Origin of the sequence: Cystobacter fuscus DSM 2262, assembly GCF_000335475.2 — a bacterium.
In the GTDB taxonomy this organism is placed as follows: domain Bacteria; phylum Myxococcota; class Myxococcia; order Myxococcales; family Myxococcaceae; genus Cystobacter; species Cystobacter fuscus.
In genome coordinates, this window is the sequence record NZ_ANAH02000007.1 from 231,447 (window position 1) to 254,820 (window position 23,374).

Annotated in this window: 22 protein-coding genes and 1 pseudogene; 13 read left to right on the forward strand and 10 right to left on the reverse strand. The window is 66.8% G+C overall.

Translation table 11 applies throughout. From position 1 onward, the window contains the following. Positions 1–193 precede the first annotated feature (193 nt). The 5 genes from D187_RS13265 to D187_RS13285 all read left to right on the forward strand — a co-directional run bounded on the left by D187_RS13265 (position 194) and on the right by D187_RS13285 (position 5,689). On the forward strand, positions 194–2,446 hold the full coding sequence (locus D187_RS13265) for an ATP-binding protein (RefSeq protein ID WP_002621183.1): 2,253 nt from the start codon (positions 194–196) through the stop codon (positions 2,444–2,446). Continuing rightward, on the forward strand, positions 2,443–2,934 hold the full coding sequence (locus D187_RS13270; RefSeq protein ID WP_002621184.1) for a response regulator: 492 nt from the start codon (positions 2,443–2,445) through the stop codon (positions 2,932–2,934). The genes D187_RS13265 and D187_RS13270 overlap by 4 nt, the downstream gene beginning before the upstream one ends. A gap of 247 nt (positions 2,935–3,181) precedes the next feature. Next, entirely contained in the window at positions 3,182–3,649 is a 468-nt protein-coding gene (locus tag D187_RS13275) for a ferritin-like domain-containing protein (RefSeq protein ID WP_002621186.1), read from the forward strand. A 161-nt stretch (positions 3,650–3,810) separates the two neighbouring features. Continuing rightward, on the forward strand, positions 3,811–4,221 hold the full coding sequence (locus tag D187_RS13280) for a hypothetical protein (protein WP_002621187.1): 411 nt from the start codon (positions 3,811–3,813) through the stop codon (positions 4,219–4,221). A gap of 124 nt (positions 4,222–4,345) precedes the next feature. Next, complete coding sequence (locus tag D187_RS13285; protein ID WP_155893335.1) at positions 4,346–5,689, forward strand: hypothetical protein; 1,344 nt, start codon at positions 4,346–4,348, stop codon at positions 5,687–5,689. A 243-nt stretch (positions 5,690–5,932) separates the two neighbouring features. Here the strand turns inward: D187_RS13285 and D187_RS13290 are convergent, their stop codons facing one another. Continuing rightward, on the reverse strand, positions 5,933–6,205 hold the full coding sequence (locus D187_RS13290; RefSeq protein ID WP_043429621.1) for a hypothetical protein: 273 nt from the start codon (positions 6,203–6,205) through the stop codon (positions 5,933–5,935). A 454-nt stretch (positions 6,206–6,659) separates the two neighbouring features. Between D187_RS13290 and D187_RS57030 the strand changes: the two genes are divergently transcribed. From D187_RS57030 to D187_RS57725, 3 genes are all read left to right on the forward strand, one after another. Beyond that, positions 6,660–7,265, forward strand: coding sequence for a DUF6310 domain-containing protein (locus D187_RS57030; protein WP_002621190.1), 606 nt, complete (start codon positions 6,660–6,662; stop codon positions 7,263–7,265). A gap of 1 nt (position 7,266) precedes the next feature. Continuing rightward, on the forward strand, positions 7,267–8,025 hold the full coding sequence (locus tag D187_RS13300) for a DUF5953 family protein (protein WP_043429623.1): 759 nt from the start codon (positions 7,267–7,269) through the stop codon (positions 8,023–8,025). Between the two features lie 220 nt (positions 8,026–8,245). Beyond that, positions 8,246–8,902, forward strand: a complete 657-nt coding sequence (locus D187_RS57725; RefSeq protein WP_245591702.1) for an HNH endonuclease — start codon at positions 8,246–8,248, stop codon at positions 8,900–8,902. A gap of 170 nt (positions 8,903–9,072) precedes the next feature. Here the strand turns inward: D187_RS57725 and D187_RS59195 are convergent. From D187_RS59195 to D187_RS13315, 3 genes and pseudogenes are all read right to left on the reverse strand, one after another. Further along, positions 9,073–9,396 (reverse strand): annotated as a pseudogene (locus tag D187_RS59195) (nuclear transport factor 2 family protein); the annotation flags it as partial. A 40-nt stretch (positions 9,397–9,436) separates the two neighbouring features. Next, positions 9,437–9,736: a hypothetical protein gene (locus tag D187_RS13310; RefSeq protein WP_002621193.1), complete on the reverse strand. Its 300-nt coding sequence runs from the start codon at positions 9,734–9,736 to the stop codon at positions 9,437–9,439. Positions 9,737–9,903: 167 nt separating this feature from the next. Beyond that, positions 9,904–11,049, reverse strand: coding sequence for an SGNH/GDSL hydrolase family protein (locus D187_RS13315; protein ID WP_002621194.1), 1,146 nt, complete (start codon positions 11,047–11,049; stop codon positions 9,904–9,906). A 126-nt stretch (positions 11,050–11,175) separates the two neighbouring features. Between D187_RS13315 and D187_RS13320 the strand changes: the two genes are divergently transcribed. The 5 genes from D187_RS13320 to D187_RS13340 all read left to right on the forward strand — a co-directional run bounded on the left by D187_RS13320 (position 11,176) and on the right by D187_RS13340 (position 15,251). Beyond that, entirely contained in the window at positions 11,176–12,477 is a 1,302-nt protein-coding gene (locus tag D187_RS13320; protein WP_020918008.1) for a cytochrome P450, read from the forward strand. 35 nt (positions 12,478–12,512) lie between these two features. Further along, positions 12,513–13,367: an SDR family NAD(P)-dependent oxidoreductase gene (locus tag D187_RS13325; RefSeq protein WP_002621196.1), complete on the forward strand. Its 855-nt coding sequence runs from the start codon at positions 12,513–12,515 to the stop codon at positions 13,365–13,367. 91 nt (positions 13,368–13,458) lie between these two features. Further along, positions 13,459–13,782, forward strand: coding sequence for a hypothetical protein (locus tag D187_RS53815; protein ID WP_211241506.1), 324 nt, complete (start codon positions 13,459–13,461; stop codon positions 13,780–13,782). A 215-nt stretch (positions 13,783–13,997) separates the two neighbouring features. Further along, on the forward strand, positions 13,998–14,831 hold the full coding sequence (locus D187_RS13335) for a metal-dependent hydrolase (protein ID WP_002621199.1): 834 nt from the start codon (positions 13,998–14,000) through the stop codon (positions 14,829–14,831). A gap of 39 nt (positions 14,832–14,870) precedes the next feature. Then, positions 14,871–15,251 (forward strand): VOC family protein, encoded by a 381-nt coding sequence (locus tag D187_RS13340; RefSeq protein ID WP_043429814.1) that lies wholly within the window; start codon positions 14,871–14,873, stop codon positions 15,249–15,251. Between the two features lie 434 nt (positions 15,252–15,685). Here D187_RS13340 and D187_RS13345 read toward each other — a convergent pair whose 3' ends face one another. The 6 genes from D187_RS13345 to D187_RS13365 all read right to left on the reverse strand — a co-directional run bounded on the left by D187_RS13345 (position 15,686) and on the right by D187_RS13365 (position 23,357). After that, complete coding sequence (locus tag D187_RS13345) at positions 15,686–16,732, reverse strand: hypothetical protein (RefSeq protein ID WP_155893336.1); 1,047 nt, start codon at positions 16,730–16,732, stop codon at positions 15,686–15,688. Between the two features lie 68 nt (positions 16,733–16,800). Further along, positions 16,801–18,054 (reverse strand): DmpA family aminopeptidase, encoded by a 1,254-nt coding sequence (locus D187_RS13350; protein WP_002621202.1) that lies wholly within the window; start codon positions 18,052–18,054, stop codon positions 16,801–16,803. A gap of 74 nt (positions 18,055–18,128) precedes the next feature. Continuing rightward, positions 18,129–18,845, reverse strand: a complete 717-nt coding sequence (gene sitI6 / locus D187_RS13355; RefSeq protein ID WP_043429628.1) for a SitI6 family double-CXXCG motif immunity protein — start codon at positions 18,843–18,845, stop codon at positions 18,129–18,131. 24 nt (positions 18,846–18,869) lie between these two features. Beyond that, positions 18,870–19,562 (reverse strand): SitA6 family polymorphic toxin lipoprotein, encoded by a 693-nt coding sequence (gene sitA6 / locus D187_RS52250; protein WP_076606155.1) that lies wholly within the window; start codon positions 19,560–19,562, stop codon positions 18,870–18,872. A gap of 144 nt (positions 19,563–19,706) precedes the next feature. Further along, complete coding sequence (locus tag D187_RS13360) at positions 19,707–20,879, reverse strand: thiolase family protein (RefSeq protein WP_002621205.1); 1,173 nt, start codon at positions 20,877–20,879, stop codon at positions 19,707–19,709. Between the two features lie 87 nt (positions 20,880–20,966). Further along, positions 20,967–23,357 carry a 3-hydroxyacyl-CoA dehydrogenase/enoyl-CoA hydratase family protein gene (locus D187_RS13365; RefSeq protein WP_020918011.1) on the reverse strand — a complete coding sequence of 797 codons (2,391 nt, stop codon included), beginning with the start codon at positions 23,355–23,357 and terminating at the stop codon, positions 20,967–20,969. Positions 23,358–23,374: the final 17 nt, after the last annotated feature.

Sequence of the window (23,374 nt, forward strand, 5' to 3'; positions counted from 1 at the left end):
CGACCGATCCGAATCCCGCCTTTCCCGCCGCGCGCCTGAAGCAGGAAGGACGCGATCGCCACTTCCGCATCGCCAGTGGCCGCGTGGCCGAGACAGACACCGGACAAACCCTGTTCACGGCTTCTCCCTTGGGAAGAGAGCAGGAGGACGCGGGAAACATCCCGGTCTGGCTAGGGGTTGAGCCGTTCCTCGAATGTCAGAACAGAACTCCCGGCCACCTGCCTCCCTGGCGCGATCCACGCTCATTCACATGGGCGTGCGCATCGGCGTCATCATCTTCCTGACCACGCTGGTCAGCTACGTGCACATGTTCCACACGCTGCGTGAGGACGCACGTCATCAGTTGGAACGGCACGTGGTGGAGCGCAGTCAACGAGAGCAGGCCATCTTCGTCCTGGCGGAAGACAACCATGCCCTCCTCAAGAGGGCGCTGACGGAGCGCATCCGGGCCTGGAGCCAGCAAGACCCCAACCCCCGCTTCGACAGCCTGTTCACCCAGCAGCCGGACGGCTCGCTCCGCTCCCACGCGGAGGGCTTCGACGCGACGAAGATGGTGGGTGTCTTCATCCCCCCAGGCGTGAAGCTCGACACGGAGCTGCGCCGCCGCATCCTGGCCGCCCACGACGTCCTCATGCAGTACGGGCCCGCCTTCTCGACACGTTTCAACAGCACCTACGTCACCCTGGTGGAGGGGCCGCTCCTCACCTACTGGCCCTCGGTTCCCAACTGGGCCCACGACATGCCGGCGGACGATCCGACGCTCGAGTACGAGTACTACACCATCAGCACGCCCGAGAAGAACCCGAGCCGCGGCACGGTCTGGAGCGGCATCTTCCAGTACCCCGTCACCCAACAGTGGATGGTCACGGTCACCACCCCGCTGGACATGGAGGGCCGCCATGTCGCCTCGCTCGCCCATGACGTCCTGCTGGATGAGTTGATGGATCGCTCCATCGAGGATCACCTGGACAGCGCCTACAACCTGCTCGTACGCGATGACGGCCAGCTCATCGCCCATCCCTCGCTGGACCTCGAGGGGGCCAACGTCGGCTACAACATCCTGGGCAACACGCCGAGGCCGGGGGAGGCGCCCCCGAAGCTGGGCTCCGAGCAGCAGCGGACCCATCTGCGGCAGCTCTTCGAGAAGGTGCGCGGCCGCTCACCCGGCGAAAGCCTCCTGGAGCTCCCGGAGCATGACGAGTACCTGGCCGTGGCCCGGCTCGAGGGGCCGGAGTGGAACTTCGTCACGGTGCTCCCCTCGCACGTGGTGTCCGCGGCGGCCTTGCGCTCGGCGCGCTATGTCCTGCTGTTCGGTCTGATGTCGCTGCTGCTGGAGTTGGTCATCATGTACTGGGTGCTCCAGCGGCAGATTGCCCGGCCCCTGCTGGCGCTCACCCAGGCGGCCGATCACGTGGCGTCCGGTGACTTCCACGTGGAGCTGAACGCCTCACGGCGTGACGAGCTGGGGCAGTTGGCGAATGCCTTCCGGACCATGTCCGACAAGGTGCAGCAGCGGGAGGAGCAGCTGCGACGGGCCAACGATGGGCTGGAGCAGCGGGTGGAGGAGCGGACCCGGGAGCTGAAGACGGTCCACGGGCAACTGGTGCAGACGGCCCGGCAGGCGGGCATGGCGGAGATCGCCACCAACGTGCTGCACAACGTGGGCAATGTCCTCAACAGCGTCTACACCTCCTCGCAGCTCGCGCTGGACAGCGTGCGCGAGCTGCGGCTGGAGCACGTGGGCAAGATGGCCGCCCTGCTCGAGAAGCACCAGGAGGAGCTCAACACCTTCATCCGGCTGGATGAGCGCGGACGCAACGTGCTGCCCTTCCTGCACAAGCTGGGCGGCAACCTGCTGGACGAGCGTCAGAAGATCATCGGTCTGCTCGAGGATGTGTGCCGGTACACGGAGCACATCGGAGACATCGTCAAGGTGCAGCAGAACCACGCCCGGACGCCCCGGCTCCACGAGCCCGTCTCCCTCGCGACCCTGGTGGACGACGCGATGCGCATCAACACGGCCGCGCTCAGCCGGCACCAGGTGAAGGAAGTGCGGCAGCTGACCTATCTGCCACCGGTGATGACAGACAAGCACAAGGTGCTGATGATCCTGGTCAACCTCATCAGCAACGCGAAGTACGCCATGGACGATATCCCCGCGGAGCAGCGCCTGCTGACCGTGAAGCTGGACGTCCCCGTCACCGACCGCGTGACCATCGAGGTTCGCGACAATGGCATGGGCATCGCCCAGGAAATGATGACGCGCATCTTCCAATACGGCTTCACCACCCGCGAGGAGGGGCACGGTTTCGGCTTGCACTCCTGCGCGGTGGCGGCGCAGGAGCTGGGCGGCACCCTGAAGGCCCACAGCGACGGGCCCGGGCGTGGCGCCACGTTCACGCTGGAGCTTCCCTACCAACCCATCGAGGAGACACCCAACCCATGACGGACCCCCAGAAACGTATCCTGGTCATCGACGACTCATCCGCCATCCACAAGGATGTCGTACGCATCCTGTGCCCGGAGCACAAGTCGGACAGCGGTGAGCTGGATCTGCTGGAAGACGCCCTCTTCGGCATGCCTTCCTCCAGCAAACGCACCGCCGCGGCGGAGTTCGAGGTGGACTCGGCCTTCCAAGGACAGGAAGGACTGGCCAAGGTGAAGGAGGCCCAGAGTTCTGGCCACCCCTATGAGCTGGTCTTCCTGGACTACCGCATGCCGCCGGGTTGGAACGGTGTGGAGACGCTGCGGCACCTGCGCCAGGTGGCGCCCTCGCTGCGGGTGGTGCTCTGCTCGGCCTACTGCGACTACACCTGGGAGGACATCCGCCGCGAGTTCGGCGAGTCGGATCTGCTGCTGGAGCTGAGGAAGCCCTTCAACAGCCAGAAATTGCGCCAGCTGGCGCTCGAACTCACCGGCGCGCAGCACGCGTAGCGCCCAATTGGCATGCACCGTCCAATTGTGGTCGGCCTTGTTGATGCGCATGTCGCTCTCGACGATCGCGGGGCCGCTCATCCAGTTGCAGGTAATGGCCAGTGACAACGCCTGGCCCGCCCCCTCGCCGGAAAAGCCTCATCCGGGACGCAGAGGAGTGTCCTCCAGGGCCACTTGAGACCCCCCGCCCTCCGCCCCATCTTTCGGCGGCGCGGAATTCCCCGCGCGGAGTCAGGAGGAGGACGGCATGGCGGCGATGGACCTGAACAGGATGCTCGAGCGGCTCAATGACCTCATCGCGCTGGATATCGACGCGGTGGGGGCCTACCAGGCGGCAATCAACCGCATCGACGTGGAGTCCCTGCGGATGAACCTGCGAGAGTTCCAGCAGGACCATGAGCGGCACATCCGGGACCTGTCGCAGGTGGTGAAGACGCTGGGCGGCACGCCGAGGCAGAAGCCGGACGCGAAGGGCTTCATCCTCAAGGGCTTCACGGCGGTGACGTCGATGATGGGTACCGAGGCGGCGCTGCAGGCGATGCGGGGCAACGAGAACCTCACCAACCGCACCTACCGCAACGCACTGAACGAGGAGTGGAGCCCCGAGGCCCGCGCCATCATCGAGCGCAACTACGCGGACGAGCAGCGGCACCTGGCCTTCATCGAGGACATGCTGCGCACCCGCCCCTGGGAGCAGACTCCGGTGCAGCCGTAGGCCTGCTCGGAGCCCGAGGGCCGGAGCAGCCGGAGGAGCAGCCCTGGCCGCCAGACGACCCGGCCCCGGGGGAGTGGAGCAAGGCGGGACGGGTGCCCGCTCCACCCCGTGTTTCCTCTCTGTGGACCGGCGGGAGGCCCCCGCCCCACGGGGAGGGAGACATGCAAGAGAGCGAACATCCCGCGCGCTGGTGGCATGCGCTGGAGGACGGGCGCATCCAGTGCGACCTGTGTCCGCGCGACTGCAAGCTGCACGAGGGCCAGCGGGGCATGTGCTTCGTGCGCCAGCGCACGGGCGACAGGATGGTGCTGACGACGCACGGGCGCTCGTCGGGGTTCTGCGTGGACCCCATCGAGAAGAAGCCGCTGGCACACTTCCATCCGGGCAGCAGCGTGCTGTCCTTCGGGACGGCGGGGTGCAACCTGGCGTGCCGCTTCTGCCAGAACTGGGACATCTCCAAGTCGCGCAATACCGGCTCACGGCGGAGGGCCGATGCCCGGACCGCGGAGCGAGGGTGCCGGGCCACTTCGACGCCAGGCCAGGAGGTTTCGGTCGCCGCCGCCGCCCGGTAGCGGTGGGCAACCCCTAATCCGCCATGCACTCCTGACGGGTTGCTTCGAGGACGTGCCCCTGGCCAGGAGGAGGTCCTTGACGTTATAGGGGCGGACGCGGCATCCCCGAGAAGGTACTCCTCGCTTGAACACACGCCCCGGCTCTCCCCCCGGCGCCCGGCACGCCTCCCTTGCATGGGAAGCGGGGCCGGGCGTCGTCGACGACTTCCCTTCTCCTCACGCGGTCCACCGCCCCCTCTCGGTGCTCCCCGAGTTGCTGAGGCTCGGCCTGGGCGAGGTGCCACACGAGGTGGCGCGCGCCCGCCCCGGCCCGTCCCACGAGCGCTTCAGCTACCCCGGCGTCCCGATCGTGGAACTGCGGCGGGCCCGCCAGTGGACACCGGAGCGCGGCGGCCTGTGCGGGGTCCAGGCCAATGCCCACACCGTCACCACCTATCAGGCCCTCGACCTCCACATGGCGCGCTACCTCGGCGCTCCCCAGCTGTCGACCTGGGTGACCTTCGCCAAGTACGCCGCCCGCGAGGCGGGCTCGTGGATCCGCCTCCTCGAGACGATGCTGAGCCTCGGCCACCTGGGGCTCGGCGCGGGGACGTACGCGCGGCGGTTGCGCCTGAGCCGCTCGCTGCTCACGCTCGCGCACCAGGACGGCCTGCTGCCCGCGCTCACCAGCGTCGTGCTGGGGCTGCTGGAGGGCGACCGCACGAGAACGTCGCCGCTGGCCGAGACCCACCGGCTGGCGAGCCTGCTGTCCGAGCGGCGACAGATGGCCTGGGCGATGCGCCACGGGCTGGTGGAGGGCAACACCGAGATGTACCACCGGGTGGGCTTCGCCTTCGACGTCTTCCTGCGAGCCGAGTCCGCGGGGAGTGACGGACGGGTGGCGCTCCAGGAAGTCATCACCTCCGGAGCGCTGGAGGATCCCCAGGGCTACCTCCAGGCGGGCTTCACGCTCTACCGCGAGGCGCACCTGCTGGGCCTGCTGGCGCGCGCGCCGCGACTCCCACGTGACCGCCAGTGGGTGCTCGAGTCCTGCCGCCGGCACCTCGTCCACGAGGGCAACCTGCTCATCGCCTTGCAGGAGCAGGCGCTGGTGCTGCAGCGGCCCAGCATCTTCGCCCACCCGGTGCTCCACGCACTGCTGGGCAGCGTGCGGCCCGGCCACCTGCGGATGACGACCACCGCGCTGCCGGGCGGCAGGGGCCACGAGGGCTTCCCCCTGCTGCCCGAGGGCGGCAACTGGGCGGACTTCGAGGCGCGCATGGGAGTCCGGGACGTCACCCACGCGCCGGACCGGCCCGCCTCCGCCTACCCCATCATCTTCCCCGGGACGCCTCCTTCCGAGGCGCGCTACTACGTGGTGGACACGAACCGGCGGGGCACCATCGTGGACCTGCTCATGCGCTACCTGGCCGGGCCCGCGGGCGAACAGCTCCAGCGTGGGTGCCCTCGGGACATCCATCCCCTGTGAGCCGGCTCGCCCCCGCCGCTCACGTCACCCGGGTAAGCACCGCCCGGTAGAGCGCGGTTCCCGGCTCCGGCTGGCTCATGTGTGGCTCCTGGGGAGGGTTCGCGCTCCGTTGGGACTCCTCACTTCCGGGCCTTGAACACGGGGCACCCGAAGCGGCGCACCGTCCTGGGTAACAGCTCGCCGCGCCCCCTCTGGACGGGACGCGGATGAGCCCGCTGGGCATCGAAGCAATGCGCGGAGACGTCAGTCGGAGCTCGCCGGGAGCGTGACGGTGCCGGGAGTCTCGATGGCGGCGAGCGCGGCGCGCAGCAGGTAGCGTACCGGGTCGTCACCGCGCAGGCGGGCCGTCTCAATGAGCGAGTAGAAGAGGGCTGCTACCTCGGTGCCGCGCAGCGACTTGGAGCCGTAGTGATTCTCGCGGCCCCTGTCGCGCGGTTGCCACTCCACCAAGTTGTTGTCCAGCGGCACCCAGGGGTTGGAGAGAAAGACGGCCTCGCTGTCGGGGCGTGCTGGCATACTCCCCAACGGGCCCGACTTGAGCCTGTCCCCTCGCTTGATGAACGGACATGACGATGTGCTTGCGCACTTGGAGCGCGCTTCTGTTGCTGCTCACCGCCTGCGCTAGCGCGCCCACCCCGCGGTCGATGCCGCGGCCCCACGCCTTCGCGTCGACTCCCACTTCGGGTCCGCGCATCCGGCTCGTTTCCGCGCCGATGGAGCCGACACCGGAACGGTCGTGGATTGGAAAGGCGGACCTGGACAAGGCCAGGGCACTGCTGTCTCGGGCACGCAAAGACATCGAGCCGCATCAGTGGGAACAGTTGGACCGCAAGCTCACCGCAGCGGAACGAGCCTTCGAGCACTTCTCCCGCGTCGCGAGGACGAGCGGGCAAGCCGCCGAGGTGGCGAGGGGAGCCGAGGGCCTCGCCCAGGCCGGACGCGCCGGGACGTTGGCTGAAGCACTCCCCGAGTGGGCCCGTTGCTTGCGGTCCTCGTCCTGCTCTACCCCTCCAGCACCACCGGGCCGGAGATCGACCGTCGCCCGCCCTGGGTCGACGCTCAACGGGAGTTCGAGGCACGGCTGCAGGACGTCTCGGAATCCTCGCGGCAACTCATGGTGGAACTTGAGGCCCAGCCTCGTCCGGCGAAAGCAGCGGCCCGAGCGCCCTCGCCGCAGAAGCAGCCCGCGTCCGTCCTCGTGGAGGAAGACGACCCGAGATGCAAGCCCGTTCCGGTGAAGCACTTGGGCGGGAATGACCCGCACAACAAATGCGCCGACCTGATGCCGAACAACAGCTTCTCCGGTTGGGATGTGTTCGTGAATGGGAAGAACTTCGACGCGCTGCAACTGGCCACGCTCACGCTGTGGGACGTCAAAACGGATGACTTCGACAAGCACTCGTCTCGGTCCCAGGACTTTCTTGCTAGAGTGAAGTTGCCGGAATTACAACGCGAGGACAGGCTCGCCAGACAGTGTGGGTATAACTTCATCGTTGGCGTCAAAAGCGCCGCGCACAAAGCCGTGTTGTTCAAACTAGACCGTACCCTCAAAGTTGTCGTCATGGATTGGTGCTGAGATGGCAGCCACGCAAAAATCCTTACACCTTACCGTCTACGCACCTGCGCTTGTGGGCGACGATGGGCGCCCTCTTGCCATCGTCCATGGAATGGAGCGCGCGGTTCCCGGCTTGCGGCTGGGGTGGACGACTTCTGAAAGGGACGACCTCATTGCATTGCCTCACCGTGATGAGTGGGTCGCGACAGACAGGACAGACAACGGGTTTCCGTTCCTCTGCAATGACGACGAGAATCGCGTCGTGACGCTTACCGGATGGGAGAACGCGAGAGGCCTTGCCGCGGACATGACGCCACACTTTGAAGTCCACGCCAGGCTGCCACACGACGAAGCAGGTATTGCGGCGGCAGCGGATGCGCTGGAAGCCGTAGCGGAGGGCGCTCACGCGATCTGGGGACACATGGATCCGGATGGGGTGGCCGAGACAGTGGCGCAGCAGTTTCGCCACCCGGGGGATGCTCCGCATGTCCCGCCTGAAGGGCTGCCCTCGCTCAAACTCCCATGGGACATCCCCGCGCCTGAGATTCCGCACTTCCTCGGGTGGCTGAACTACTGGTCGGCTGCGGCCGCAAACGCCATCGGCTTCCCGGACCCGGCCCGCGATGCGGAGATGCTCGCGCGCTCACGGCGTACCGCGACGGGCGGGTGGGTTGTCCGGCTCACCGAGGCGCCGCTCGACCTGGACAACCCCGCCCACCTGGACGCACTCAGGCGGGCCTACGAGCGATTCCCGGAAATCGGCGGGCGCTCCACCCCTTGAGGCGCGGCAGTGTGTCCCCGATGGGATTCGAACCCGTGGGCAGGGCGATAGAAAACCCCAAACAGGACGCGCTGTTACCCGCTATCGCCTTGATTCCCCTTGGGTTCGTCATCCCCCATCCCGTTTCGTCCCGTTCAATTACCCGCTGGAGGGGGATGCTTCGCTCGCGTTCGACGTCGCTGCGGGGCGACAGGAACTTCATAAGATTGCCCGCGAGGCGTTGGTTGGTGGTGTCATCACCAAGGATGAAATGGAGGCGGTTTATACTCAGCGAATGGCGAAGAAGGGCGCACCCGGACGAGATATCTACGACAAGCTGATCTCGGCACCGGCCCAAGGCCGGTGCCCACTGTGCGCCCAGCGCCTCGTTACGACGCTCGATCATCATCTACCGAAGGCACACTATCCGGCATTGGCTGTCGCGCCGCTCAACCTCGTGCCGTCCTGCGCGGACTGCAATAAGGCAAAGCTGGATATCGCCCCGCGTGCGGCTACAGACGTGCCGCTCCATCCCTACTTTGATGACATTGACCAAGAGCGCTGGCTTTACGCGGAAGTAATTAAGACGCGCCCTGCGGCACTGCGATTCTACGTCGATGCTCCTAATACCTGGGATGTCGTTCTCCAGCGGCGCGTCCGCACCCATTTCAAGACGCTGGGGCTAGCTAGACTATACGCGACCGAGGCCGCCGAGGAACTGTTCAACATTCATCATTACTTGGGCGACATTCATGCTGCCACTGGGACCGATGCCGTCCGGTCGCATCTGCAGGAGCGCGCCGCGAGCTGTCGCCACAGTCGCCGAAACGGGTGGCGGACGGCGGCGTATGATGCGTGGGCAGCGAGCGATTGGTTTTGTGGCGGCGGCTTCATGTAGTACTGCGGGAGAGCCACGTAACCGGCTCTCCCGCACTTCATGTGCTTGAGGCGCGTGAACCGGCCTGCTCCAGATGAGGTTTGCGAGTGGGCAAGCAGGGGGTAACAGCAGACAGAGAGGGTGACGCGTACAACCCGCGGTGAGCGAGTTGTACCCGGTCGCCCCTCGCGCCCCCTCAGGTGGCTGACCCCCTCCAGGGTGAGCTCCGGCCCGAGGCGCGGCGCGAAGCGCATCCGCCAGGACGCGAAGAGGCGGCCCTCCTGCTTGGCCAGCTCCTCCACGGAGATCTCCACCCGGCGGGCACGGGCCAGGAAGCGCCGGTTGAGCTCGGCGTAGGCGGCCAGGCCGGAGACATGCTGGAGCGGATCCTGGAACTGGATGTGCTCGTCGTAGAGGGAGAGGAAGGCGGGCAGCGCCGGCTCGCGCTCCCGGAAGAGCGTCTCGAGCGCACGGCGCCAACGCTCACCCAGCGTTCCCGGCTCCGGCTCGCTCATGTGTGGCTCCTGGGGAGGGTTCGCGATCCGTTGGTGCTCATCACTTCCGGGCCTTGAACACGGGGCACCCGAAGCGGCGCACCGTCCTGGCGCCCAGGGCGAGAGCCACGACACGCGAGATCTGCTCGATCGCCGAGTTCGTCTCCAGGCGGTCGTACTCCGTCGCGAACGTCAAGATGAGGTGGAGCGTTCCGAGCGAGGAGTCCTCGAAGAGGGTCATGCTCTTGAAGCCGGGGTAGTCGGAGAGGCCCTCCAGGGCGCGTTCCCGGGCGATGGCATCCACGCGTGTGAACTCCCGGGGATCGGCTCCCTCGAAGACGATGACCTCCGCGGCCTTCATGGCTTCCTCTCGGGCGCCGCACCCTCCTCGCGCCCGGGGCGCGCTTCATACATGGCTTGCCCGCCGCTGACCAGGGACCCCCTCCCCCCCCGCGATGCTCGGCTTCCCAATCATCTCCGCGGGCGCGCGCACGGCGGCCGAGCCGCCCGGGGCCCTCCCGCCGGACGTCAGAACACGTTCGCGTCGAGAAAGGCGCCCAGTTCCTTGGCCATCGCCGCATGGACCTCGGCCGTGGGGTGCCAGTCCTCGCCGTAGGGGTCGGTCAGGACGGGGGTATAGGCGAAGTAGTAGACATTCGAGTCTCCCTCCTCCTGGAGGACATCCACCATGTCGGAGACGTACTTCTGGATGAGCGTCCAGTGCTTGCGGCCCTTGGGATAGTTGTCGTTCATCAGCGGGCCGAGGGTGCAGACGATCTTCGCATCGGGGTAGTACCCACGCAGCTGCTGGACGAAGGCCTTGTAGGCGTCCTGGAAGGGCTGGGCGGGCGGGGCGCTCGGCGTGTTGCTCTCATCGCGCACGTTGAAGTCATTGTTGCCCAGGTTGATGACGATGACCTCGGGCTCGAAGAGCTCGGTGTCCCAGAGCGGCTTGTCCTGGCCGGGGAAGATGCGCCGGTAGAGGTTGGGAAAGGCCTTGTCTCCCGTCGCGCCATTCAGGTTGCGGTAGACGCCCATGCCCGAGATGCAGGTGGTGATCACATCGGCGTTGTACTTGCGGCCCAGCAGTGAGCCATAGGCCTTGGAGATGTCTTCGTTCTTCGAGTGGTAGCCGGTGTTCGGCTCGGTGTAGGTGGGGGCGTAGATGCGCACCTCGTTGCCATAGCCGCAGGTGATGGAGTCGCCGATGAACTCCATGCGCCGCAAGGGCCAGGGGGGTGGATCCAACAGGCTGCCCTGGAGGCTGAGCCCCAGGAAGCGGATGTTGCCGGCATAGGACTCGGTCCGCTTGACGATCTCGATGACGTGTTCGCCAGCAGGCAGGGCCCGTGCGCCCCGGAGCATCCCGCCCTCGGGCCGCAGTTCGACCTTGGCGGCCTGCTCGCCATCCACGAGGATGTTGACGAAGTTGGTGTGCTCGTCGCCGCCCTTGCCCTTGTCCTCGAAAGACACGTCCACGCCGGTGCAATCACAGCGAAAGCGGATGGTGGTCCCCGGGTGCGCATAGATCGGCGCCTCCGGATTGGTGCGATCCACGCGTCCGACGTACTGCAACCGGTTGTCATTCGCGGGGAAGTCGTACCAGGGATCGAAAGGCTCACATCCAGCCATGCCGAGTACGAGCGTCAACCCCAAACAGCGCGCGAGATTCATCCATTCCTCCTGCGCGGGACTATGGCGCGGAGCCGCACGGGGCGTCACGCGATATTGACGAGACGTGGAATCCCCATGGGACCCGTCTTCCATTGATTGCTCGGCTGTCCGCACGAGAGGAGTTGCATGTCCACTGAAGGCTTCCAGACCATCTGGAATCCAGCTCCGAGCGGCGTATGCGGTAACATGGGGCGCATGACGCCTCCCTCCGTGCCGTTCGATCTCAACCCCGTCAGTCCCCAGAACCTCGCGGACCCGATTCCGTTCTACCGGGAGCTCCAGCGCCAGGCGCCCGTGTACTGGGCGGAACCCATCAATACCTGGCTCGTGTCCCGCCACGAGGACGTGGTGGCCAGCTTCCGCGACCCGCGCCTGAGCGCCAACCGGACGGCGTTCTTCGAGCACCAGGTGCAGAGCCTCGGCCCGGCCAGCATCCAGGACTTCATGAAGATCATCCGCAATCAGGTGTTCATGAAGGATGGCGCCGAGCACATCCGGCTGCGCCGCAACATGAACCCGGGCTTCACGGCCCAGTCGCTCGACAAATGGCGGCCCGCCATCCGCCACACGATGGAGCAGCTGCTCGAGCGCGTCCAGGCGCGTGGCCAGATGGATCTGGTGAAGGAGATCTCCTACGAGCTGCCCCCGCTCGTCATCGCCGAGCTGCTCGGCATCCCGGTGGAGGATCGCGAGCGTTTCCGGGCCTGGTCCAAGCCCATCGCCGACTTCTCGAGCCCCGCGCCGGACGCGGACATGGGCGTGCTCGGCAAAGAGGTCAACCGGGCGATGATGGCGTTCAGTGGCTATCTGACGCGGATCGTCGAGGAGCGCCGGAGCGCGCCCGGGCCGGACGTCATCAGCCAGATGGTGAGCGCCGAGGAGGAGGGCAAGCTGACGACGGAGGAGGTGGTCTCCAACGCGCTGCTGCTGCTGTTCGCCGGGCACACCACCACCACGGACCAGTTCAGCAACTGCGTCCATGCGCTGCTGACCTCCCCCGATCAGTTGAAGGCGCTGCGGGACAACGCCGGCCTGCTCGGCTCCACCATCGAGGAGAGCATCCGCTTCAACCCGGCGGTGCCCTTCATCGGCCGCGTCGCCGTGGAGGACTTCGAGCTGCGCGGGCAGACGATCCGCAAGGGCTCGCACGTGATGTTCGCCCTGGGCGCCGCCAACCGCGACCCCGAGGTGTTCTCCGAGCCGGATCGGTTCGACATCACCCGGGACATGACGCAGACGCGGCACGTGGGCTTCGGGTTCGGTCCGCACCAGTGCATCGGGTCCGGCCTGGCCCGCCGCGAGCTGGAGATCGCCCTCGAGCTGCTGCTCCAACGGCTGCCCGGCCTGCGCCTGGACGAGGAGCACACGCCCATCAAGCACCACAGCCTGGCCTTCCGCGGGTTCTCCTCGCTGCACGTCCGGTGGTAGGCAGGCGGCAACACCCACCAGAGCGGAGTCAACCCATGAAGTCGGTGAAGGGAAGGGTCGCGGCCATCACGGGCGCGGGTTCGGGAATCGGCCGCGCGACGGCCGAGCTGCTCGCGCGCAACGGCTGCCATGTGGCCATCTCCGACGTGAACGAGCAGGGGCTCGAGCAGACGGCGGAGAAGTGCCGGGTCCACGGCGCGCGGGTGCACACGGCGCGGGTGGACGTCGCGAATCGCGAGGCGGTGCACGCCTGGGCCGACGAGGTGGCGCGGGAGCTGGGCGCGGTCCACCTCGTCATCAACAACGCCGGGGTCGCCCTGGGCGCCACCATCGAGGACACCCGGTACGAGGACTTCGAGTGGCTCATGAACATCAACTTCTGGGGCGTGGTGCACGGCACCAAGGCCTTCCTGCCGCACCTCAAGGCGGCGGGAGAGGGCCACATCGTCAACGTCTCGAGCGTCTTCGGGCTCATCGCCGTGCCGACCCAGGCGGCCTACAACGCCGCGAAGTTCGCCGTGAAGGGCTTCACCGAGGCGCTGCGCCAGGAACTGGAAGTCGAGGGACTCCCCATCGGCGTCACGTGCGTGCACCCGGGCGGCATCAAGACGAACATCGCCCGGAGCGCCCGGAGCATCCCCCGGATGGGCTGGGTGGGGCCGGACTCCTCCGCGGACTTCGAGAAGCTCTTCTCCACCACGCCCGAGCGCGCCGCGTCCGACATCCTCTCCGCCATCCTCAAGAACCGGCGGCGCCAGCTCATCGGCTCGGACGCCGTGGTCATCGACCTGCTGCAGCGCCTGCTGCCCACGCTCTACCAGCGCCTGCTGGTGGCGGGCGCGCGGCGGCGGTGGAGGAAGATGATGCTGTCCGCAGGACCTCCCTCCTGACGAGCAGCGGACACAAGAGGCAAGGGCATTGACAGGGCGTCCACGCCCGAGCAGAAGCGAGAGCATCCACCAGTCACCAGGGGGGCTCACGATGCGTCATACGCTTGCGATGCTGTGCTGTCTGCTGTCCACGGGTTGTCTGACAACGACGCCGGCGGCCTACAGCAAGGTACCGAAGGAGCGCGCCACGGAGTGCGCCACGAACTGCGAAGAGCTGGGCATGAAGTTGACCGGGGTGGTCGTCATCAGGAACTCCGCCGGATGCGTGTGCGAGCCGAAGGACTCGGACACGAAGGTCTCGACGGGCGCGGTGTCGGCCGCGGTGGGAGGCGCGCTCGTCACCGAGGAGGAGGAGGCAGCATCGACGGCCCAGTGGAACGCGCAACAGAGTACCGCCACGAGCCCGCGCCGCTGAGCCAGGCGGCGCCTCCACGTCACCGACACCTCACGCCCTCGAGCACTCGCGGGCGTGTTCAGGGACGGGAGACCCTGACAGGGCCCCACCCTGGGTGAACGCGCCAGCGACGGAGGGTGCTCGGGAAGTGGATGCGGCCGGGCGGTAGAATCCACGCTCACGGAGTTCCGCATCCAACCTACCGCGGCTCCAAGCATGGAAAGGGAGGGGCTCGGATGACGACCCTGGCGCCAAGAAGGGATCCCCCGGAGGTGCGTGACTTTCGCTTCGACCTCTCGGACGTGCCGAAGTACTGGCACGGCGGACGGCGGGCGGTCACGCTCTTCTTCGACAACCTGTCGGTGTTCTTCCCCGCGGGCGAGCGCTTCTTCATGGCGAGTGTGAAGGCGTACCGCCACCGGGTGGAGGATGAACGGCTCCAACGAGAGGTGGATGCCTTCTGCGAGCAGGAGGGCCACCACAGCCGGGAGCACGTCCGGTACAACAAGATGCTCGCCCGCCACGGTTACCCCGTGGCGGCCATGGAGCAACGGGTGGAACGGCACCTGCGGTACGTCTCCACGCACGTCCCTCGCGGCAGACAGCTCGCGGCCACCTGTGCGTTGGAGCACTTCACGGCGCTGCTGGCGAGCCTCGTCTTGAAGGATCCGCGGATGATGGAGGGGGCCCACCCGAAGATGGCCGAGCTGTGGCGCTGGCATGCCGCCGAGGAGAACGAGCACAAGGCCGTGGCGTTCGACGTCTACACCGCCATCGGAGGCACCTGGCGGGCGCGGTGTTTCGTCATGCTGCTGACGACGCTGTCGTTCTGGGGCCGCGTCTTCGGGCACCAGGTCCGGCTGATGCACGCGGAGGGCATCCTCTTCTCCGTGCGCGAGTGGTTCGATCTCGCGCGATTCCTGTTCATCCGACCCGGAGGGATGCTCGGGCTGCTGGGTCCGTACCTGAGCTACTACCGGCCCGGCTTCCATCCATGGGAGCACGACACTTCCGCGCTGCTTGCTCAGTGGAAGACAGCGTATGGCGCCGAGCCGCCCCGCTCGGCATGACGGGGTAGCATGGAGGTGCGCGCCGACAAGGAGCCCTCCATGACCGTCCGTTTCAACCACACGATCATCGCCGCGAAGGACAAGGTGCGCTCCGCGCGATTCCTCGCCGAGCTCCTCGGGCTGCCCGAGCCGCAACCCTTCGGGCCCTTCCAGGCGGTCAAGCTGGATGACGGGGTGTCGCTCGACTACATCGAATCCGGCGTCGACATCCCCGGCCAGCACTATGCATTCCTCGTCTCGGACGACGTGTTCGACGCGCTGATCTCCAAGATCCGCGAGCGCGGAATCCAGCACTGGGCCGACCCGCACGGCCAGCACCCCGGGGAGATCAACACCCACGACGGGGGCCGAGGGGTCTACTTCCAGGATCCCTCGGGTCACTTCATGGAGGCCATCACCGTCCCCTACGGCGGTTGGTGACGGGCTCCTCGCCCCCCGCACGAGCGGGGACGGGCTGGTCTACAATGAGCGCAGCGCCACCTCGCGTGGGGCCTGTTTCCAGATTTTGGGGTAAATCTCAACGACTCACCAAGAAGATTGAGTTGTTGAAAAGACTAGCCCCTCACGCTGCTATTCACGCGATCCTAGATAGAGGAAATAGAACCAACTCTGAATGCGATCAACTCTCAGCTTGGTTCAAACAGCGTAGACTCAATCGGCACAAGATCTGCGCCGCCTGTCTGGGTCTCCGCAGCGAGCAACGCCTTGAGAATGGCATCATGCGTGGCCTGCATCGTCAGCTCGAAGAGCGAGGGGGAGAAGCAGGCGCATCCGCCAGGAGACAGATGCATCAGACACAAAGAGGGCTCGGGATCAGCGGACAACCCACCCAGCGATGACCGAAGGAAATCCTGTCACCGTGTGGGTGGCTTCGCCTCGCGGAGGGCCCGCTCCAAAGGAGCCCAGGAAACGAGTTTCGGCTCGCGCCGCCCGCCCTCGACACTCTTGAGCAGCAGGCCCTGCGGTGTCACCCGATCCGCCCGGTACTCATCGGGCTCGAACGTGGGCGAGGCATCCAGGGCCAGATGCCACACCGCGCCGGTGTCCAGCTCGATGGCCACCAGGGAGAAGCCCGGGTCCATGAACACGGGCTCTTCCAGCCACGCTCGGCCCTGGTGCACGCCCAACACACGCAATCCAGGCCCCGCGGTGAAGAGCCATTGGGAGCGGCCGCGCTTCGGCTGCTCGAGCACGACGTACGTGCGCTGCACGGTCCACTTGCCTCCCGTGGAAAAGACGTGGAGCCGCGCGCTTCCCCAGGTCCGGACCTCCTTCGGGCGGACACAACAGTCACCCCGGTGCAGCGAGTAGACACGGCCGGAGACCACGAATCCCCTCGGGCCCTCGTCGAGGGCGTACGGCTCCTCGAGGGTGTCCGACTCGGACCACGACCGTGTCTGTGATACGGGGGGCCCCGGCAGCCAATTGGGGGGCGGCTGCGTCACGGCCCTCGCGGTGATGGAGGTGGCCGTATCCTCCGAGGGCGGAGGGAGTTGTTCCAACCGCCCAACACTGGCGGACTGGTGCTCGGGACGCCGAGCGTCGAGCGGGTCACCCCCCAACCAGGAGCGGAGTGTCACGCGCTCCGTGTCCGTGGGCGGCTGCTCTGGGCGATGGAGGATTCGCGCCGAGCACTCCGGCGAACCCGCGCCACATAACAGGGAGAGCGCCATGTGCCGGCACGTTCCAGGAATGACGAGCCACTCCCTGCTCGCCACGAGCCCGGTCGTGCCCCAGGACTCACTCGCCTCCTGGACGCGGACGGCCCGCTCCCCGCCCACCTCCACGAACTTCGCCGTCTGCCTTTCGGCTTCACCGAGACGGAAGGGCAGCGAGCAGGAGGCCACGGATTGAAGCGGTTCGGGTAGAGCCATCGTCCCGGCGTCAGGGTTCGCCGCCATCACCGCCAATCCGAGTCGTCGTAGCAGGCCGAGCATCCGCTGTACCTATCACCCTTGGAGAACACGCCTCAACGCGCGGGCGGCAGCCGTCCGTACTTGCGCAGGGCCTGGGTGAGCCGGTCATGTGGCAGCGCGAAGACTCGGACGCCATCGGCGCCCGTCTGGGTCTCCGCAGCGAGCAAGGCATTGAGGATGGCCTCCTGGGTGGCCTGCACCGTCGCCTCGAAGAGCGGGTTGAGGTGCTCGTTGTCCAGGAAGCCCACCTGCGCCACCCGGCTCCCGGCGGGCGGCTTCGTCGGCTGGGTGGAGAAGGCCAGGAAGATGTCACCCGAGGAGTCCTCGCCCAGGCCCCCCATCTTCCCGATGGCGAGCGGCACGCGACGGGCGATGCGGCCCAACTGGTGCGGCAGCAACGGGGCGTCCGTGGCCACCACCACGATGATGGAGCCCAGGCCCTCGGACACGGAGCGGGGGGCGACTTCCGCTCGCTGGGCGCAGGGCTTCAAGTCCTTGGTGAACGCGGAGGAAGGCGCCTCGTTCCCCGTGTGGCAGGGCAAGAGATCCTTGATCTCCTGGCCCACCGGAACCCCCTCCACCGAGAAGAGGGAGCGGCTGCCGTAGTTGCACTGCACCAGCACGCCGAGCGTGTAGCCCCCGAGCGACGCGGGCAGCCGGCGCGAGGCCGTTCCAATCCCTCCCTTGAAGCCGTGGCAGATCATCCCCGTGCCGCCGCCCACGTTCCCCTCGGCCACCGGTCCCCCACGCGCCCCGTCGATGGCACGCACGGCATGCTCCGCCTTCACGTGGAACCCATCGATGTCGTTGAGGAGGCCGTCATAGGTCTCCGCCACCACCGGCAGGGCCAGCTCCCACGCCGCGCCATGCTGGACGCCCCACGACACCACCGCGTCGCGCACCACCCCCACGCTGTTGGTGTTGGTCAGCATGACGGGGCCGGTGAGCAGGCCCGACTCGTTCACCCAATGCGTGCCCGTCATCTCGCCATTGCCATTGAGGGCGTAGGTGGCGGCGAACACGGACTCGGCCAGCCGGGCGCGGCCCCGGGGCAGCACGGCGGTGACGCCCGTGCGCACCGGGCCCTGGCCCACCGTGCGCTTGCCCTCGCCGGAGATGAGCGTCGTCTGGCCCACCTCCACCCCGGGCACGTCGGTGATCGCATCGAGCGGGCCCGCCTGGCCACCGAAGGTGATGCCCAGCGCGCGCGCCCGGGGCTTCCGGGGAGCGGCGTCCTCCTTCGGAGGAGTCGGGGCGAGACCCATGAGGAACAGCGCGGCCAAAGGGACGAAGACGCGGAGGTTCATGAGCCGGAAAACACCACGGCCCCTCCTGGAATGTCGAGGCATGTACCGCAGGTGGGCAATGCAGGAGCGAGAACTCATCGTACCGGGAGAGCCTGGAAGGCGACGCCATCCAGGCGCAGTCGCTGGCAGGCGTCGACGAAGCGCTCGGTACAGACAATGACGGTGGAGAAGTCCACCAACCTGAACAGGTCGAGGTGAACGGGAATCGTGGAGGCGTCCAGCAACCGGCTCTTGGGCAAGGTCCGCCTTTCACGACCACAGCGAGCGCAAGGCGGCTTGCGGTCGGGTGGCAGGCAGTCTGGATGCAGACGGCCCGCGTCGAGAAACTCCAGTTCGAGCAACTCGGGGGGCTGGCGCTGGCGGAAGTGGAGTTGATGAGGACAACCCTTGAGCCCTCGAACTCCCTCGGCCTGGAGCTTTTCGAGGGCCTCGCGTTGAAGCAACAGCCACCATGGCCAAGGAGATGAAAGCGCTCCAAAGCGCCCCGTTGCTCGCCCCACGAGGGGTCCTAACGACATTCCTGGTTCCGGCAGAGCGTCTGGAGGGAGCAGGGGACGGACCAGCGCACACAAGCGTTCATATTCCTCGATGGGCTCGGCGCGCACCTCCTCGAAATCGGCGAGCGAAGCCACTGGAGTGAGGTCCACCGAGGGATATGCTCTGGAGTTATCGCCCCAGGTAGACTGGCAGGTGGGGCAACGAAAGACACCTGGGAGTCCCCACTTGTGAGTGCCGTCGATGGAGCCCGTGTAGCCTGCCGCCTTGTCTTCCTCGATGATGAAGTAACGCACTTCCGGATGCTCCGGCCGCCTTCGTCAACGGCAGTAATAGGGCACGAACTGAGCATTCACACCGAATCTCGACATGAGAGTGAACGCGAACTGCCAGATCTCCTCCTGGGTTGCTCCTATATTTTCCTTTCGGAATTCCCTCCAGGCCTGATTCCACTGTCCTCCTTGTGGACCACCACTGTGAAGTCCCGCGTGGAAGCTTCTGGGGAGGGGAATGGTGTAGGCGTGGATGTCGATTTGCTTGAGCTTGAACCAGTTCACCAACTCTGGTTGCTGAGGGAAGATGTGGTGTTTCTCGAGGGGCTCTGGAGGCGGGATGCAGGAAAGGGGACGCGCCTTGCGCGCGAATTGGCCGCGGGTGTTCCAGTGGTGCCAGGGAATCTCGAAGACGGGTTCCACGCCCGTGGGCGCGGCCAGAGTACGTCCCCACCAGCGACCGGGATGAGCCATCGGGGGCGGACGAAGGCCCACCGTGCCTCGTGCCAACACCACGGGCGCGGAGTCTTCTTCCTCCAGCGTCTGACAGCGCCAGAGAGTACAGCCCGCCTCGTCGCAGGAGGGAATGACACACGCCGGGTCTCCTCGGGCCTCTTCCCACGAGACCATAGGCGTGGGCGCCAAGCCCTCCCGCTGCGCAGGGACAGGCGTGGTGACGCAAGCGCCCAGCAGGACGTAGAGCACGGCAAGAGCGTCTCCCCAATAACGCAGGCCGTTCATCCGGCCCAGCCTACCGCTCCAAGATCGATGGCAGGTGTTCTTTGAGGAACGACGAAGTGAAGTTGACGGGCGCTCGAAACACCACGGCCCCTCCTGGAATGCCAGGAAGGGCCGCGGAGCAACAGGACGTCTGGATGCGGGAGACTACTTCGCGCGCTCGATGAGGGCGGCGGCGCCCATGCCGCCACCGATGCACATCGTCACCACGCCGTAGCGGCCATTACGGCGCTTGAGCTCGCTCAGGATGGTGGCGACCATACGCGCACCGGACACACCCAGCGGGTGGCCCAGGGCGATGGCGCCGCCGTTCGGGTTGGCCTTCTCCAGGGGCACGCCCAGCTCGCGCAGGCAGTGCAGCGCCTGCGCCGCGAAGGCCTCGTTGAGCTCGAAGACGTCGATGTCCTCGATCTTGAGGTTGTTCTTCGCCAGGAGCTTCTTCACCGCCGGCACCGGGCCCACGCCCATGATCTCCGGCGGCACGCCTGCCACCTGGAAGTCCACGAAGTAGCCCAGCGGCTTGACGCCCAGCTCCTTCGCCTTCTCCTCGCTCATCACCACCGCGGCGGCGGCGCCGTCCGTCAGCGGCGAGGCGTTACCGGCCGTCACCACGCCCTTCTGGTTGAAGGCGGGGCGCAGCTTGGCGAGCCCCTCCAGCGTGGTCTCCGGGCGCAGGATGGTGTCCACGGACACCGTCACCTGCTTGGCCTGGCCCTCCTCGTCGTACACGGTGGTCGTGACGGGGAAGATCTCGTCCTTGAACTTGCCCTGCTCGCGCGCGGTGGCCGCCTTGCGCTGGCTCTCGTAGGCGAACTTGTCCGCGTCCTCGCGCGACACGCTGTAGCGCGAGGCGATGTTCTCCGCGGTGGCGCCCATGGAGGTGTAGACCTCGGGGAACTTCTCCATGATCTCCGGGTTGGCGCTCACCTTGTTGCCGCCCATGGGCACCATGCTCATGGACTCGGTGCCACCGGCCACGGCGACCTGGATGGACCCCGCCTGGATGGCCTGCGCCGCCTGGGCGATGGACTGCACGCCCGACGAGCAGAAGCGGTTGATGGTCATCCCCGGCACGGTGTCCGGCAGCCCCGCCAGGAGCGAGGCGTTGCGCGCCACGTTCATCCCCTGCTCCGCCTCGGGCATGGCACAGCCGAGGATGACGTCCTCGACCTGCTCGGGCTTGAGGGAAGGCACGCGCGCCACGGCCTCCTTGATGGCGAGGGCCGCGAGCGTATCGGGCCGGGTATCCTTGAACTCTCCCTTGCTCGCGCGGGTGAACGGGGTACGCACCGCGCTGGCAATCACGACTCGACCGGGCATCTGTCTGTCTCCTCGCCCGGGGAGCGAACCCCGGGCCTTGAATGCTTGAAAACTGGATGACGTGGGACTTCCCGTAACGCCGCTGGCTCAGTTGCGCAGCGGCTTGCCCTTCTCGAGCATGTACTGCAGCCGGTCCTGCGTCTTCGACTCGCCCGCGAGGCTCAGGAACGCCTCGAGTTCCAGCTCCAGCACCCGCTCCTCGGACAGGAGGACCGAGGGGCTGGTGTCTCCGCCGGTGATCACCCGGGCGAGCTTCTGGGCGATCTTCCGATCGTGCGCGGACACCTGACCGTTGATCTCCATGTCGTAGAGCATCATGTCGATGGTGGCGTAGCCGCTGGGCCCGGGCAGGCGGAAGCGCGTGGGGCGCGGCGCGCGGAAGCCCGCGTTGGCCATGCCAATCACCCGCTGCTTGGCGTCCGACAGCAGGAAGTCCCGGTTGGCGCTGATGCCATCCGCCGCGGTCAGGAAGCCCATCTCGCGCGCTTCCTCGGCGCTGGTGCCCACCTTGGCGGTGCCGATGGTGAGGAACACCTTCTTGATGAAGGGGAAGGGATCGAAGTCCTTGTCCCCCGCGTACGCGCCCATCACGTTGCGCAGGAACATCATGGTGCCGCCGCCACCGGGGATGAGGCCCACGCCCACCTCGACGAGGCCCATGTACAGCTCGCTCGAGGCCTGGATGGCGTTGCCGCCCAGGGCCACCTCGGCGCCGCCGCCGAGCGTCAGGTTGAAGGGCGCGGTCACCACGGGCACCGGGCTGTAGCGCATGCGCTGGTTGGCCGACTGCAGCGCGCCCGCCATCTTGCGCAGCGTCTCGAACTCGCCGGCCTTGGCCGCCCACAGCATGGAGAAGATGTTGGCGCCGGCGGAGAAGTTGCCGCCGTCGTTGCCCACCACCAGGCCGCGGAAGTTCTTCTCCGTCTCATCGAGCGCGGTGTTCATCATCTCGATGATGCCGTCGTCGATGGAGTTCATCTTCGAGTGGAACTCGAGCAGCGTCACGCCATCGCCCATGTCCCACAGGCTGGCGCTGTCGTTGCCGGAGATCTTCTTGTTGCCGCGCTTGAGGTACTCCACGCGCAGGGTGCGCGCGTTCTGCGCCACGGTCTTCACGGACTTGCTGGGGATGTCCCAGTAGGTGTCCTTGCCGTTCTCCACGCCGTAGAAGGACGTGCGGCCCTTGGCCAGCATCTCCTCCACCCACGCGGCGGGCTTGAGGCCCAGCTCCTTCATGCGCTCCACGCCCTGCTTCACGCCGAAGGCATCCCAGGTCTCGAAGGGCCCCAGGTCCCAGCCGAAGCCCCAGCGCATGGCGCCGTCCACGTTGACCACGTCGTCGGCGATCTCCGGAATGCGGCGGCTCGCGTAGGCGAGCGTGTCCAGCGTGACGCGCTCGGCGAACTTCGCCGCCTTGTCCTGGCCGCGCATCACCGTGGCCACGCGCTCGCGCACGTCCTCCACGTCCTTGGCGGCGCCCAGCGACTCGTAGCGCACCTTGCCCTGGGGCCGGTACTCGAACGTCTTCAGATCCAACGCGAGGATGTCCTTGCCGCCCGAGGACTTGTCCTTCTTGTAGAAGCCGCCGCCGGTCTTGTCGCCCAGCATCCCCTTCTCCACCATCTTCTTGAGGAAGTCGGGGGCGGCGAACACCTCGCGCTCTTCATCGTGGGCGAGCGTGTCGTAGCAGTTCTTGGCCACGTGGCTGAAGGTGTCCAGGCCCACGATGTCCGCGGTGCGGAACACGGCCGACTTGGGGCGGCCCATGGCGGGACCGAAGATCTTGTCCACCTCCTCGATGGACAGCTCCGCCTTCTGCATGTCCGCGAGCACCCGCATCATCCCGTAGGTGCCGATGCGGTTGGCGATGAAGTTGGTGGTGTCCTTGCCGTACACCACGCCCTTGCCGAGCACCTCCTCGCCGAACTGGTGGATCGTCTTCATCACCTCGGGCGACGTCTCCGGACCCGCGACGAGCTCCAACAGCTTCATGTAGCGCACGGGGTTGAAGAAGTGCGTGACGAGGAAGCGCTTGCGGAACTCGGGGCCGCGGCCCTCCAGCATGCCCTTGATGGACAGGCCCGAGGTGTTGGAGCTGATGATGGCGTCCTTGCGCGCGTACTGCTCCACCTTGGCGAACAGGGCCTGCTTGACGGACAGCTCCTCCTTCACCACCTCGATGACCCAGTCACACTCGGCGATGCGGCCGATGTCGTCCTCGAGGTTGCCGATCTCCAGCGCCCCAATCGCCTGCTCGCTGGTGATGGGGCTCGGCTTCTGCTTGCGCAGGTTGGCCAGGGCGCCCAGCGTGAACTTGTTGCGAAACGCCTTGGAGGCCGTGTCCTCGCCGGGCGCCGCCTTGGGCGGCACGATGTCCAGGAGGAGAGCGCGAACACCCGAGTTGGCCAGGTGCGCGGCGATGCCACTGCCCATCACGCCCGCGCCCAGCACTGCCACTTTGCGGATCCGCATCGTCATCGAATGAGGCTCCCGAT

Excerpts from the sequence above, each read along its gene's own strand:
- D187_RS13265 (WP_002621183.1), top strand. The coding sequence starts at position 194 with ATGTCAGAACAGAACTCCCGGCCACCTGCCTCCCTGGCGCGATCCACG.
- D187_RS13270 (WP_002621184.1), top strand. The coding sequence starts at position 2,443 with ATGACGGACCCCCAGAAACGTATCCTGGTCATCGACGACTCATCCGCC.
- D187_RS13275 (WP_002621186.1), top strand. The coding sequence starts at position 3,182 with ATGGCGGCGATGGACCTGAACAGGATGCTCGAGCGGCTCAATGACCTC.
- D187_RS13280 (WP_002621187.1), top strand. The coding sequence starts at position 3,811 with ATGCAAGAGAGCGAACATCCCGCGCGCTGGTGGCATGCGCTGGAGGAC.
- D187_RS13290 (WP_043429621.1), bottom strand. The coding sequence starts at position 6,205 with ATGCCAGCACGCCCCGACAGCGAGGCCGTCTTTCTCTCCAACCCCTGG.
- D187_RS13300 (WP_043429623.1), top strand. The coding sequence starts at position 7,267 with ATGGCAGCCACGCAAAAATCCTTACACCTTACCGTCTACGCACCTGCG.
- D187_RS13310 (WP_002621193.1), bottom strand. The coding sequence starts at position 9,736 with ATGAAGGCCGCGGAGGTCATCGTCTTCGAGGGAGCCGATCCCCGGGAG.
- D187_RS13315 (WP_002621194.1), bottom strand. The coding sequence starts at position 11,049 with ATGAATCTCGCGCGCTGTTTGGGGTTGACGCTCGTACTCGGCATGGCT.
- D187_RS13320 (WP_020918008.1), top strand. The coding sequence starts at position 11,176 with ATGTCCACTGAAGGCTTCCAGACCATCTGGAATCCAGCTCCGAGCGGC.
- D187_RS13325 (WP_002621196.1), top strand. The coding sequence starts at position 12,513 with ATGAAGTCGGTGAAGGGAAGGGTCGCGGCCATCACGGGCGCGGGTTCG.
- D187_RS53815 (WP_211241506.1), top strand. The coding sequence starts at position 13,459 with ATGCGTCATACGCTTGCGATGCTGTGCTGTCTGCTGTCCACGGGTTGT.
- D187_RS13335 (WP_002621199.1), top strand. The coding sequence starts at position 13,998 with ATGACGACCCTGGCGCCAAGAAGGGATCCCCCGGAGGTGCGTGACTTT.
- D187_RS13340 (WP_043429814.1), top strand. The coding sequence starts at position 14,871 with ATGACCGTCCGTTTCAACCACACGATCATCGCCGCGAAGGACAAGGTG.
- D187_RS13345 (WP_155893336.1), bottom strand. The coding sequence starts at position 16,732 with ATGGCGGCGAACCCTGACGCCGGGACGATGGCTCTACCCGAACCGCTT.
- D187_RS13350 (WP_002621202.1), bottom strand. The coding sequence starts at position 18,054 with ATGAACCTCCGCGTCTTCGTCCCTTTGGCCGCGCTGTTCCTCATGGGT.
- sitA6 (WP_076606155.1), bottom strand. The coding sequence starts at position 19,562 with ATGAACGGCCTGCGTTATTGGGGAGACGCTCTTGCCGTGCTCTACGTC.
- D187_RS13360 (WP_002621205.1), bottom strand. The coding sequence starts at position 20,879 with ATGCCCGGTCGAGTCGTGATTGCCAGCGCGGTGCGTACCCCGTTCACC.
- D187_RS13365 (WP_020918011.1), bottom strand. The coding sequence starts at position 23,357 with ATGACGATGCGGATCCGCAAAGTGGCAGTGCTGGGCGCGGGCGTGATG.